Here is a 15,514-nt window from a genome sequence, read left to right as displayed (position 1 = left end):
CGAAAATATAGAAATGAGAAAATAATTTTTTTTACCTTTGAAGCCATCTATGAGAATAGATTGTAGCGGAAAGTTACATATAACAATGAGAATGATAGTGTTATGGTTATTTTTATTGTTATAGGGTGGTAAGTAGGGATGATTTTAGCTTTTATATATTGTGTCAGAAATAAGAGTTCAGACAAGTATATTAATGAAATTTAGGAAAAGAATTAACATAGCTGATAAATAAATGTTATGCTTCTTTTTCTTATTGGTGTTTGTTGATGGAGGAATTTAATATATGTTTTCATTTGTTGTGTCGCAAATGAGGGAATAATAAAAATTAAAATATAATTTCATCATGGAGGCGAAGAAGTTTAGTGATGTAATCTTTATTGTAAGGGGATTATTGTTATGGATTTGTGTTTTCTTTTTTGTGAATACAAATGTTTTAGCCAATAACATCAGGATAAATGGTAAACCCCGTGTCGTGAATATTGTTGGCGATACTGCTTTTGTAGAGCTGAATCTTTCATGGGATAACTCTTGGCGTGATGACTTCAATTGGGATGCTGCATGGATATTCCTCAAGTATAAAAAGCGGGGAGTCGACGAACCTTGGCACCATGGCTACCTTACTCGAGAAGGGCATGATGCCACTCCCCAAAGTGGAGATGAAGGAGGGGAATATTCATTTATGTTTGGTCAAACTGGCTCTGGCAGTAATGCTAAAATCACTGGTGTATTCCTTATGCGGGATGTTGTTTCAGACGGCAATGTTAGTGTTCGGGTACGGCTTAAATGGCTTATCAAAGCCAATACAAAGAAAACGCTTACTGCCGCTAGTTTTGGTGACAAATTGGATGAAATATACATTTCGGTTCACGCTATAGAGATGGTATACATTCCGTACGAGAGTTACTATTTAGGTGACAACTATTCCGGATACAGTTTTGCAAAATCAGGTGTATCTCCTTGCCTTATTGACTCGGAGGATGCGGTAACTCTAACGACGGTCAATCCGTCTTCTACGTCCGTTACATTACCTGCGGCTTTCCCTAAAGGATATGTCGGATTCTATATCATGAAATATGAGACGAGTCAAGAGCAGTATATGGAATTTTTAAATACACTTACTCTAACGCAACAAAAAGCACATGTGACTAATAATAATTTCTCTACAATGAAGCGGGGAGATTATGTGTTCGGGACTACTAATTCACCGACGCGTCGGAATGGAATTGTCTTTATCGAGCAAAAGGGAGAAGGCGGATCTGCCGTATTCGGTAATAATCTCAGTTTGACAAATGATCTTTTTGCCCGAGACGATGGGCAGACTCTTGCCTGCGGCCATTTATCCCCCTATGACATGCTGGCATATTGCGATTGGAGCGGACTGCGCCCCATAAGTGAACTGGAATATGAAAAGGCATGTCGTCGACCTTATCCTCAGATTCCGGACAAAGGAGAATATGCTTGGAACTCCAATAGTAGCGTCAATCCTCTGACTGGAGTTTCAGACTTGCTTTATCCCGGCGATGAGCGAGAACAGTCCGTTAATAAAAACCATAACATAAATGCTGGAAACCTTATTGAAGGTCCTGTTCGGAGTGGGGCATTTGCTACAGCTTCAACCAATCAGCCTCAATCTGGTGCTACGTTTTGGGGTGTCATGGAAATGAGCGGAAACTTAGGTGAAATATGTTATGTCGCAACAAGTTCTGGTAAGGGATTTGTTGCCAACAATGTTACTTATTCTCACGGTGATGGAGAATTGAATGCTGATGGCTCGACAAACATTTCTTCCAGTTATTGGCCAAATACTGCAGCCGCATTTGGAATGAGAGGGGGGAGCTACTATAATCCAGATAGTCTAGCATGTACTTCCTATCGAGGCTCATGTCAAGGGACTACTTTTTCCTCTATAGATCAAAGGTTCTATAACTTCGGTTTTCGTGGAGCACGCACACTGCTCAACACCACTGGATTTGATGGAGGAGCTATCTTATGCCCAAATGGTTTATCCAGTGACACCGTCTGTGCCGATGTGAATGTAAAATTACAAGGTGTATTACCGAATAACAGTGTCGGGAAACTTTCATACTCATGGTATTTCAGTACTAATGGTGGAACCTCATGGACATTGATTACAGGGGAAACGGGAGAAAATTTAGAATATACTTTTGCAAATACGACTACAACATACAAACGATATAAAATCAAACGAAAAGTTACTTGTGCTGTAGGGCAAGCAGAAGCGCAGGCGGATCTTTACGTTGCTCCTAAGCCTTGGACTCATTCATTGGAAACTGTTACCAATAAGCCCCCACTCTTCACTTCCTTTACTGTTGAATCCACATGGGGTAATATGCCGCAAACACATTGGAAATTGGAAACACCTCCCACAGGAATATCAATTTCTAATCATGGTGTCGTATCGGGTTTGACTGCTAATTCTGTTTTTTGGACAAACGTAACGGTATCCTCGGATAAATGTCCGGGAATAGAATATACAAAGAAACTCGTCATTCAACGTGAGTTTACTTCAGGCTCTAGTTCTATTACTCTTGCTCCGGGAGAGTACGTCATGGAATGTTACGGGGCAGAGGGAGGTCAAGGAAAAACAAATGGGAAGTTGAAACATTACGGGGGAAACGGAGCCTATACGAAAGGCACAATATTATTATCTAGTAGTCAATTATTTTATGCATACGTAGGAGGGAAAGGATATAATTCTGGTGCAAACGGAAAATGTGTAGGAGCATCAGGAGGTTGGAATGGTGGAGGAAACGGAGGTAAAGATGGAAATTGTGATTCTGCAGCGGAGCCTGGTGCTGGTGGTGGTGGTGCTTCGGACATTCGTTTGGAAGGAGGGGCGTGGAATAGTACAACTTCATTAAGGTCACGGATTATGGTTGCTGGTGGTGGTGGTGGTGGTGTTTATGGTAGTGATGGAGGAACGGGAGGGACTTTGTCTGCAGTAGGAGGTGCAAATCAGATTTCCGGCAATGCTTTCGGAGAAGGAGGGGCTGGTACAAATAATAAAAAATTTACTGCAGGTCCTGGTGGTGGTGGTGGTGGATATTATGGCGGACCGCCCGCAACTAGTAGTGGAGAAGTTGGACATGGTGGTTCCTCTTTTATTTCCGGTTACAGCGGATGCAACGCGGTAAATATAAGTGGAAGCCACACTGGACAATCAATACATTATTCCGGATTGCAATTTTATAATGCGACTATGTCCTCGGGAGCAAGATCCGGAGAGGGATTGGTCAGAATCAGCCCAGCTCTTCCTTAATTCAAGAATAAAATAATTTTAAAATTTAAGCTACTGTTTCTAGGAAGAAAATTTTGAAGTGAAGGAAGTTGTCGTAAAATGCAGCAGCAGAAGAAGAAGAAAGAAGTAAAGAATGAATTGCCGTAAATGGCGAAAAAATAAATATAAAGGAATATGATGTCAAAGAATTTGTTCTTCGTATTGATACTGTCGTTTTTTACCTGGATGTCAGTTCAGGCACAAACCGATTCATGGATACATAAGAACCGAAAGTATAAAGGTGGTATACAGGACGGGTATATGATGGAGGGACATGATTTTTATGTTGAAAAGGCGGTTGCACCTGTCATTGTGTGTGAAGGGGATAAAGCTGTATTAACGGTGGAATATGATGGTACGTTTGCCTATCGGTATGAGTGGCATAAGTATGGCGTGAATGGTGCTTTGACAACAAATGATACGTTAACGCTGGATAGTGTGACGATAGCAAATCGGGGCAAATATTTTTGTTCGGTTATTGATATTCGAACGGGGATTACTAAGTGGTCGGATACAGTGGACTTACAAATTAGAAAGAACCCAAAGGTGATGATTGATCCAGATTCAAGTAGATTGATGTGTTGGGGGGATACGATAATTTTGAATGCATCTGGAAGTGAGGCAGGTAAGGAGTCAGGAGATTCTTATACTTACTCATGGACAGGTCCTTCCATAGTGACACCGTCGAATCAAGCGGTGATTAGTGTTGCTCCTCGTACTTCTGGGAAGTATGTGGTGACGGTGGATAATCAAGGATGCCAAGCAATGGGTGAGGTTTGGATTGATGTGTATCGGCCAGAGATTAATTTGCCTGATTATGTATATATTTCGGAGGGAAATACTTTGGAATTGACGGCGAATGCGCCTACGGGGGCGTATTTAGTTTGGGAGGCAGAAAGTAATGTGTTTACAGGTATTAATCCTTTTAGATATCCGAATATTCGCAATTCGATGGAGGTAAAGGTGAAGATGGTGAATGAAGGATGCGAAGCGGAGGATATTTGTAAAGTGTATGTGAAGCGTGGACGTGGATATAAGGGGGGAATGCAAGACGGTTATGTGATGGGGTGTATGGAGCCGACGATTGTGACGCAGGATAGAAGTGTTGCCAGTTGTGAATCGGATACTGCTGAATTGAATATTGTGGCAGAAGGAAGTACGTTGAAATATATTTGGCAGAAGTATAATACGACGACGAAAGAGTTTGAGGATTTTGTCCCTCCTGTCGGTAGTAGTGTGGAAGGATTGGGTTCGCATAATTTGAAGTTTACTCCTTTGACACTGGCGGACAATGGGATGTACATGTGTAAGCTACAGAATGATTGTGGAACAGTTCTGAGTGATACATTTTATCTTAGTGTAGGGGGACGTCCAGTTTTTCAATCCCGATTGAATAAGGATTGGGGGAGGTGCGCTAATACGATGGATAGTACGCATTTGAATGTAGTGGTGGTAGATCCGTTGGGTGGAGAGTTGAAATATTCGTGGTACAAAGTGGATACAATGGTGTCTCCGCCGAATTATACATTATTGGCGGATACGCATACTTATAATAAGCCTTATTTGAAGTTGTTGCTGAATCAGAAGGAGAAGGAGGGTATTTATTTAGTAAGTGTGAAGAACGTGTGCGGGGATGCACGGGATAGTGTGTTTATTCCTGTGAATACTCCGATTCGTATTACTTATTTGAATGTGGAGAAGCCTGGTAATATTATAACGGGTTGTATAGGACAGAGTGTGGAGTTTTATATCGAGACGCAGGGAGGAGGAACAGAACGTTATTATTTGAAGAAGGTGACGAAAGTTCATTCGCAAATTCCTTTGAAGTATGATGCGGAGTTTGTTAAGGGGGGAGCAAGTAATAGGTTGTTTTTGAATAAATTGGAGAAGGCTGATGAAGGTTGGTATGTGTGGGAGGTGGAAAATGAGTGTGGAAAGGATACGAGTGATTTTATTAATTTGAGAATTGATGAGCCGCCAGTGATTACGAGTATTTCAGATACTTTAGTCAGTTTGTGTGAGAGGGAGAGTACGGTTTTGAAATGTGAAGGTACTTCTCTATTTCCGAATTTGACTTATGAATGGTATAAGAATGGTATTGCTACGGGGATAAAAAATACGACTTGTTTTATTAATAATGCAACGGAGACGGATGCTGGTAATTATACTTGTTGGCTGACGAATAGCTGTCCGGGGGTGGAGAGTCCGGTTATTCATGTGGAAGTAAAGAAGTATCCGGGAATGGCAGAGGCACCTCGCTTCGTTGGATCTAACGTAGCTGAAAAATATTGTGAGGGGGATACGGTTGTGATTACTGCGTCCGTGCCGAATATTGCACCGATAGATAGTATGCGTTGGTTTTGTGGAAATGTTCCTGTAATGGATATTCCAGGAAGGGTTTGGGGAAGTACGACAGATACATTGCATTTGGATAGTGTGATTGATGCGGACAAGGGAATATATAGGTTGGTGACTTATAATGAGTGCGGAGAAACGAAAGGCAAAACACATCTATTGAGTATAGATTTACCAGCTCGTTTTGTTAAGGATATGAGCGATTACACAGATTTGCTGTTGTGTGATGGAGACAATCAGGCGTTGGCTGTTTTAGCAACGGGAACGCCACCGATTCGTTATCGTTGGATACATAATCAACGTGTGGTGGCGCAGGGGACTAAGAGTATGATTGAGTTGAAAAATGCAACAGTGGATACTTCAGGGGTTTATTGTTGTGAAATTCAGAATGGTTGTGGAGGGGAGATTACGTGTGCTACGATAAAGGTTACTCATCCAGATACATTCCGTTTTGAATTGAGCTCGCCTACAAATATTCTTTGCGCTTCGGATACAGTGAATTTGACTGCAGTTTTGAAGGGGTCGGATACGACTACTATTTATTCCTTGTACAAGAAGTCAGTGCCGGATGACTCGTTGGTAATGGTAGTTTTCGGTGGAGATATTTGGCCTAAAGGTGGATTTATTGAGTTTATGAATTTGAGAGGAGGAGTTTATTATGTGGAAGCGGACCAGAATGGTTGTAAGTACCGTATGCCGGGTGAGGTGGAGATTATAGAAAATCCGAATCCAACGAAATTTGATTTGTTTATTTCCAAGCATTTTTGTAAGGGGCTTCATCTGGCGGATTTGAGCTTGAAGGGGAGTGAAAATGATTTGATGATGGAGTATCAGTTGCAGAAATGGGATGGGACGCAATGGGTTTCTTTTTTGAATAGTATTCGGGGAACTGGTGATACGTTAATATGGACGGATGTGACCGAGGGGACGTATAAGGTGGTTACGACGAACTTGGTGACGGGGTGTCAAGCGGATATGACAGGTATTGTGGAGGTTATTAAGCAGGAGTTGCCGGTTGCTTATCCTTTGGTGGCAAAAGATGATGACAGTGTATATTGTGCTAATGCAAAAGCTGATGTTGTTTTGATATTGCAGGGGGCAGAACCGATGACGAAATATAGTTTATTGAAAAGTGACGGTAGTGTTTATAAACTGAGTTCTATGGATACAATATGGAACGAGGTGGAGGCTGGAGTGTATTATGTGCGGGCAGAGAATCAGTGGGGATGTGTGAAGGATATGGGGAGACAGAGTGTAATTACACAGAAAGCACCTGATTCAACTTCTATTACGGGTGGTTTTATTTACTGTCGGGATCAACGGGATTCGGCGACAATAGAGCTTCCGGTGACGCAAGAGGGTATATTATATAAGGTATTTCGGGATAGTCCGAAAGAGTTGTATGTGGATACGATGGGTACGGGGGCTAATATTGTGTTGAAAGTACCGATGGAGGAGAAGCGGTATTATGTATTGGCGCAGGATACGACGGTGGAACATTGTAGTGTTTATTTATCAGATACAGCGGTGTTCCGTATGAGTCGTTTGAAAGTTGTAGGTAATCCAAGTGAGGTGTATATTCCTAATGGTACTTCTACACAGTTGTATACTGTGGTGACAGGAGCAGTGGGGGACGTGACTTATAAATGGGAGCCTGCGGGTAAGTTGGTGCCTGGAGAGGATACTGTGGCAAATCCCCATACGGTTACGTTGACAAATCGAGAAGATTATCGGGTGACAGTGAAAGACCAGAGTGGTTGTATTGCGGATACATTGGTGAGTGTGATTATGAAAGATGGTAAGTTGAGTATTGATATTCGCAAGCCGGATAAGGTGACGCCTGTGGATACGTTGCATGTTTGTGCGGATGAGAAGATTAGTTTGTATGCGTGGGTGAATGGTGGTACTGGTATTTATTCATACAGATGGTGGGACGAGTTTAAGGATACGGTTTCTAAGCAACAGTTGTTGACGGGTTATTTCCGTGCTACGGATGGTTGGTTACATTTGGATGTGAAGAGTGGGGATATTACGGAGAGTGATAGTGTGTGGGTGAAGGTCTATGATAATCCCCAGCAGTTTGCTTTGATGGATACGGGGTTGGTATGTGTGCAGGCAGGTAGTACGTATCAGATTGAGTTGACCGGAGGTGAACCGGGAGTGGATTATATTCTTTCTTATAGTAGCAATGGATTTGTATTTACGGATATAGATACGATTCATCATGCTTCTGCTTCCCGGGTTATCTTCTCGTTGGCAAATGCTGCTGGTCGTGAAGGATATTATCGTATTCGGGCAAAGTTGTCATATGTGAATTTGGTATGTTGGACTGAAATGGAGGGAGAGGTGAATATTCGGAGGGCTCCGAAAATTTTTGTAGTCTCAGAAGATCGGGAATATTGTGAAGGTGAACGAGTACAAGATTCTGTATGGTTATCAGGAAGTGAGAAAGGTGTTTCTTATGCGCTGTATCGTTTATCGAAAGAGTTTGTGTTGGGAGTTGTTATGGGAAGTGGTGATTCATTGTTGTTCTCGGATGATTACGGAACAGGAGAGTATTATGTGATGGCGAAGCAGGGTGTGTGTGAGATTTCTATGAAAGATACGATACAGATAAAACGTAATCCATTGCCAGCTAAAGTGAATATGTTGGATAAAGGTGGTTATTGTAATGGTGGATGTCCCGAAAAGATTCGGATTGCACCGGCTGTTGCGGGTGTAGATTATGTGCTGAATCGGATTCAGGGAGGTACGAGACAAACCTTGGAAATGATTAATGGCATTGATACGATTGCTTTTGGTACGTATTGTCAGCCAGGAGAATATTATGTGGAGAGTCGGGATCAGAAGACGGGTTGTGAGCGTGAGAATCCTGATCGATTGCGTTTGTCCGGGACATTGGAAGATAGAAATGTTACATCAGAGGCTTTTTATTGTGATTCAGAATGGGGATATAAAGGTTTGTTGAAAGTATTTAATCCGCAGGATGGTGTGGAGTATAAGTTATATACGGTCTTGAATAATTTGGAAGGGGAGTTTGATTCGGTAGCTGTTGACGGACTTTATTTGCGGGGAAATTTGCCTGCCGGAGATTATATTGTGAAGGCGTCGAATGATAGTTGTAAGTTACAGTTGTCAGATACGGTTCATGTGAAAAAATTGACATTGCCGAAGGATTCGTTGTTACCGGATTATACGTTGTGTGAAGGTGAGGGACAATTGCTTATGTCAGTGATTACAACGAAGGACTATCATTATGAGTTGTGGCGGGATAGTTCTAAAGTGAATGGGGTGTTGGAAGAAAAAGTTTCATCAGCAAATGGGCAACAGATTAATATGGGTCCTTATGGGGAAGTCGGCACATATTTTGTGAAGGTGAAGGATACTGTTTATGGCTGTGAATGGCAGTTACCGGGTAATTTTCGTATTTATGATAGTTTGAAAGAGTTTGATATTACAGGTAATACGTCTTATTGTGCAGTTGATGGAGGTGTGGTGATTGGGATTAGCGGTACGGAAGATAATGTAAAGTATGTGTTAGAGAGGAAACTTGGTGACGGAGGATACGAGGAGGTAACGGATTTGAGGGGGGGAGGTTTGCCTGTTGTTTTTGATGGCAAGCATCCCAAGGGTGAATATAGGGTAAAAGCCGTGAGGGGGTGTGAAAAATGGATGAACGGTACGCTTGTAGTAGAGGAAAAAGATATGCCTTCAGATTCCACGACGTTGGCGTTGATTGGAAATGGTTGTGCGGATAGTACAGTGATTATACGCGTACATAAGACGGAAATGAATGTGGAATATACATTGCAGCATGAAAGTATGCCGATATTGAATATGCTGTCTGGTACGGGCGATTCGATACAGTGGAATATCACTCCTGCACAGTTGGGTGAATATAAAGTAATAGCAGACAAGGATGGCTGTATTGCCCTTATTAAGCCGCAAGTGAAAATTGGGGAACGGCCTTTTGTTTCGGAGGTGTTTGGAGATACGTTGTTGTGTGCTAATGAAACAGGGGAATTATATTTGAATAGTTGGGATAAGAAGGCAGTGTATACATTACATAAAGAAGACGGGGAAAAAGTGTTGGATGGTAAGGTTTCGGGAGGGAAGATGCGTTTTACTCCTGTGCCGGTTGGTAGTTTTTATGTAGAGGCGGAACGGGGAAATTGTGTAGTGAAGGGAGAAATCTATACGATAGATTCATTGCCTGTTCCTGTATTAGATTCAACTTTCTGGGAAGTGAGTGATTGTATTCTGAGGGATAGCGGATTTATTCATATTACTGGAATGGTAGATTCACTCAGTTATGTATTGACAAATTCTTCTCTTGCTACGTTGATGAATTATCGGGGAGTAAAATCAGATACATTGTTTAAACATTTGAGTGCGGATGAGTATTGTGTTGTAGCCAAGGATGAGAAGAATGGTTGTGTCTCCGATGCGTTGTGTGAGGAAATTCGGGAAGGGGTGACAGCTGATTCACTGATTGGGGATTTTGCGTATTGCGGCGATGAGGGAGTGAAGTTGCGTTTGTCGGGCAGTAGCAGAAATATGAAGTATAGTATATTAGATTCTGTGAGTGCTATAGAGGAGATTTATTTTCCTACAACAGTGTTTAGCAGAATCTATAAAGAAGGTAAGTATATATTCCGGAAAGAGAGAACAGGATTTGCGGGTGGATGTTTTGAGGAAGATACGATTGTGATTAAGCAGTATAATTATCCGAAAGATACTTTCCGGGTGGAGGTGCGTACTATCGATAGTATTTTGTGTGCGGAACAGGATTATTTAGTGGATTTATATAGTACGGAGGCAGGTTATCGTTATATATTGGTGAAAGACTCTGCTACCGTAGAGTTTTATTTGGATACAGTAGTTGGTGGAGGTAATCCGGTGACGTATGATTATCTGCTACGGGAGTCAGGATATTATCGTATATATGAAGAATTATTGGATGGAGGTTGTGGGCGTTATGGAGATTCGACATTGAAAGTGATGACTCTTCCTAGTAAGATAAAAGTGGAGAATTGTACTTATTGTGTGGGGGGAAGTGTGACAGTAGATAGTTGTCAAGCTCAAATTAGTGGGTTGACGAATGGCGTGAAGTATATTTTCCGTCAAGATACCGTGTTTGGACCAAGTCCGAAGCCGAAGGTTTTGAGTCCAGCTCCGGCCGGAGAGTATTTTGTAATGGCTGAAGATTTGTATACACATTGTAAGGATACGGTTGGTAAGGTTGTGATTAAAGCGAATATTGCACCGAAAGTATTTACGGTAGATGCAGTATGCGATACAATCGGGCATGTCAGATTGATTGATGGTTGTGAGCAGGATTCGGTTGATTACTATTTATATAAAGATGGTAGTATGATTGCCGGTCCTTTGAAGGATACGAATAGTACGGGTATTGATTTTGGCGAGTATGATGAGTATGGCGTATATAAGATAAAGGCCGTTAATAAATATGGTTGTGAGATTTGGATGAGAGATAGCGCTACGATATTTGAAAAGTTGTCTGATGGAGAATTGAAGGTGGATGGACGGTATTGTGAAAATGATACAACAAAGGGTGTAGTTATTAAATATACGAAGAGCAGTAAGGGATGGAAGTATTATTTGAAAAAAGGACCGTGGATGAGTGATACGCTTGTTGGAACTGGTGCGGAATTAAGTTGGAATAGTATAAATCGTCGTATTTTATCACAGGGAAAGTATGAGTTATATACAATGAATGCTTGTGCGGATAATTTGATAGCGAGTGTTTGGGTTGATTTGAATCCGTTACCGACGAAGTTTAAATTAGATGGGGATATGAATGAGGTTGTTTGTGTAGGTGGTGAGTTGCCGATAAAATTGAAAGGTAGTGAAACTGGAGTGACTTATTATTTGGTATATAAGAAAGATGGGAGTGTACAAAAGTTGGATACTTTGCTGGGTACGGGTTATGAATTGGATTTTAGCTATTATTCGGCTATCGGACAGTATATTGTATATGGAGAGGTGGATAGTAGCGGTTGTTGGTTGAAAATGGATGAGAAGCTTTTCAGTCCAGGTAAGATACCTGAAAAGGTACCTGTTAAAGGGAATGATGTATGTCTTGGCGTAGATAAGCCGGAAGAGGTGGCTATTACGCTAGATGGTAAACTCCAGGCAGGAGTACGTTATATACTGCTTTATTCCGGAGGTATGGGGGATGTGGGAGTAGATACGTTGATGGGTACGACTGTGTTTACAGTGCAAACAGATACGGGGTGTTATCATGTGCTGGCGGAAGATACTTTGTCTGGTTGTCAGCAAGAAATGGATAGCGTTTATTGTATCGGTAATCCTCCGGAGAAGCCTCAGATTACCGATGTACCGACTGATACGATTGTGTTGTGTAGAGGTGAAGAGTATTGTATAGGTGTTGATACAACAATGATAGGTGTGAAATATCGTCTGTTGAGAAACGGAAATGTGTTTGGTGCATTTGAAGCCGGAACAGGTTGGGGAGGGGAACTTGAAAGTTGTGCGGATGAAACCGGTATATATAAGGTGGAGGCTTATGTAGGTGATGGACATTGTCGGGCTGTTTCAGATGATAGTGTAATTGTAAAAGTAAATGAGTTGCCTGGCTTGATATTAACGAGAGAGTATGAGTATTGTGAATATGGTAAAGGCGTGCAGATAACAGTGGAATATCCGACGTATATTGATTTTACATATAATTTGTATTCACCTGCATATGTTTTCTTGGAGACAATGGTGGGCGATACCAATCATATGGGGTTCACTTTTACAGGTAACTATACGGATTCTGGTTATTATTACATAAAAGTAGTGGCACCTACGTCTTGTGTACGAGAGGATAGTGTAGAGGTAAAAGTAAATAAATTACCGGAGCCTTATCCGATTAATTCTACGAATGGGAAGTACTTATGTGTAGACGGGTTAGTGGATATTTTCTTGGAAAATAGTGAGCTGAATATAGAGTATTTCTTATATAGGGAGCGATTAGGAGTGTCAGATACATTGCTTGGTCAGAAGTTTGGAACAGGAGATAAACTTGTTTTGGCAACGGTTGGTGAAGTAGGAATATATAAGGTAATCGGGAGAAATATCTATACATATTGCGAGAACAATATGTTGCAGAAGTTTGAGTTGTTGCAGGCAGATACGGTACGTGTTTATCCGTTAGAAGGAATTACGACGGGGTATTGTGGAGGGGATGACCGGAAAGGTAGTCTTCGATTAATCAATAGTCAAATTGGAGTACGTTATGAGTTGTATCGTGATGGAGATCCAATGAATATGGTACAATTCGGTACAGGTGGAGAGTTGTTGTGGTTAGGACTGGATGGGAAGCCTTGCAGTAATCTACCCGGAATAGAAGATAAGGGATATATTTATGAGATTAAGGGAACAGATACTCTAACGGATTGTGGAAAATGGATGAAAGGTCAAGTTGGTATTGTAGAAGAGGTCTTTCCGCAAATTATGGCTTATCATCCGAATAAGGATATTTCAAGGTGTGAAGGTGATACAGTACATTTTAGTCTTACGGCACAGGGATGTGGATTGAATTATACGTGGATGCGGGATGGAGTTGTGGTAAAAGATACGACAGAAGCGTTCTATAATATTGATACAGTAAAAATAAGTGATTACGGTATGTATAATTGCGTTGTAAGTAATACGTGTGGTTCTGTATCAACACCTGGTGTGCCTTTGCAGGTGTGGGATTCGGTGAAGATGGTGCAACCGATGGAGGATATTGCTGTTTGTGGAAATGTCAAACAAGATTTGATATTGACGGCTTATATTTTGAATGGTACATCACATGAATGGTATAAGATTGTTGATGGAGAGCCTGAGATGGTGGGTAACAATTCATGGTATAAATTGACAAATGTTACTCAAGCTGATACAGGTGTTTATATTTATAGCACTAGGAGTCATCATGGTTGTGGGGAAATGACGGATACCTGTCGGATTTACGTTGATGAAAATCCGGTTGTTTCTGCACCTCCGTTCCGTACAGATACGATTTGTGCGGGAAGCACTTATACTTTGACGGTGAATAGTCCGGATTCAGTGAAATGGTATCATGATAATGTGTTTACCGGAGTAATTGGAAATGTATTCCGATTGGATTCGGTTGTTGTTGAGGATGAGGGAAGGTATACAGTTCGGGTGGTTAATGCTTGTGGCATGAATGTGTTGGATGTAGCACATTTATATGTAGATGATACGATTAGAGTCGTGAATCTTCATCCAGGTGGAGTGGTATGCTCGGACGATAGTAGTGATTTGTATATTATTACGAATCCGGAAAAACGGGTTGAATATACATGGGAGTGTGCGGGTTTGATTTTGAAACAGGGAGAGGGTAAAGATTATGCTTCTATAAAGGTCGGTCCGATGTCTTTAAGTGATCCGGAATATACCTATTTCATTCGTTATAAGAATAGATGTAGTTTGGGTGAATCAGTTATTCGTATGCATGTAGGTGATACATTGGTGTTTGAAGATTTGCAAGATATAACTGTTTGTGCAGAAGCTGGTAAGGATACATTTATTTATGTTAAACATACCCCAGTGGGGGCAGTATGGCCAGTTGGTTATCAATGGTATTATCATAAGTTGAAAGAGGATGCAAGTCCTCTGGAGTTGGAAGGTGAACGTTCTGATACGTTGTGGTTACCAATGTCAACGTCAGTAACAGGTTTTTATTTTTGTAAGTTTTCGGAAGTTTGTAATCCGGTAACAACGCGTAGTAGTTGGGTTCGTGTCGATTCTATTCCGGTATTGTTGAATAATCTTCAATCCGATACGTTGTGTGAAGGTAATGATTTGGCATTGAGTTTGTCGGCAACGGGAGGTCAGTTGCATTTTGATTGGACGATTTGTTATAAAGACGGCACGGTTGAAAGTTTTAATCATCTTCAGAGTGACTTTGAATGTAAGGATGATTTGAATATATCGAATTTGACGGTGTTATATGACAGTTGTCGGATATGGTGTCATATCTATAATCATTGCGATCCGGAGGGTGTTTATTCCGATACGATGTTGCTGAGAATTGATAAACAACGGAGTTTGTGGGTAGAACCGGGAATGGATGTAACTTTGTGTAGGGGGGATGCCAGTGGCGTAAATGTGAAGTTGCATTTGGTGGATGGTGCGTTGCCATGGAGCTTTAAATACACGACGCCTGACAGTGCTGCGGAACATGTCGTGACGGGTATCATGGATACAGTTTATATTTTAAATGTGAAGGATAGCGGGGATTATGTGATTACTTATTTGACAGATACTATCGGTTGTATATTTACAGACAACTTACCGGTGATTCATGCAAAATATACAGATCCGGCTTCTTTGATAATGAGTGGTAGTCAATCTGTTTGCTACGGAGATACTGCACGTGTTCATTTCTCAATAATAGGGGGAGTAGGTCCCTGGAAGGTACAAGTAGTAGATATTCTTCAAAGCGCATTGGCAGAAGAGCTTTGTGGAGACAGTGCTCTTGTTATGACTGGTCGTGATACGATAATAGCGTTTTTGGCTGAAAGGAGTTCCGAATATAGTGTCCAAAGCTTTTTTGATATGGGAACCGGTTGTAACCTTGCTTTGCAGGATAGTATGGTTATTGTGAATGTGAGTGAGTCCGGTCATATAAATTTCAATGATGGTCCTTGGTATGTGGGTCAATGTCATAATGTGAATTTGCGTAATGAACTAAAGCCAATGCTGAATGACACCACTGCCTTACCTGCTTCTGGTCACTTCTTTATCAATGGAATAGATCGCGGAACGAGCGGAGTCATCCTGAAAGCAGATTTGCGAGGCGATAGTTGTTATCGTGTCAGATGC

At 41.4% G+C, this 15,514-nt stretch carries 2 protein-coding genes; both read left to right on the top strand.

Annotation, left to right across the window (positions count from 1 at the left end; all coding sequences use genetic code 11):
• Nucleotides 1–343 precede the first annotated feature (343 nt).
• Nucleotides 344–3,280, top strand: coding sequence for a glycine-rich protein (locus NFR61_RS07325; protein ID WP_251622186.1), 2,937 nt, complete (start codon nt 344–346; stop codon nt 3,278–3,280).
• 153 nt (nt 3,281–3,433) lie between these two features.
• Nucleotides 3,434–15,514: immunoglobulin domain-containing protein (locus NFR61_RS07320; protein ID WP_251622184.1), on the top strand; the 12,081-nt coding region annotated here is incomplete at its 3' end.

It is taken from the genome of Odoribacter lunatus, assembly GCF_943193135.1.
GTDB classification, from domain to species: Bacteria; Bacteroidota; Bacteroidia; order Bacteroidales; family Marinifilaceae; genus Culturomica; species Culturomica lunata.
Note: the sequence above shows the minus strand (reverse complement) of the source record. Positions and strands in the feature narration are given on the sequence as shown.

Coding starts and splice junctions, on each gene's coding strand:
- NFR61_RS07325 (WP_251622186.1), top strand. CDS start 344: ATGGAGGCGAAGAAGTTTAGTGATGTAATCTTTATTGTAAGGGGATTA.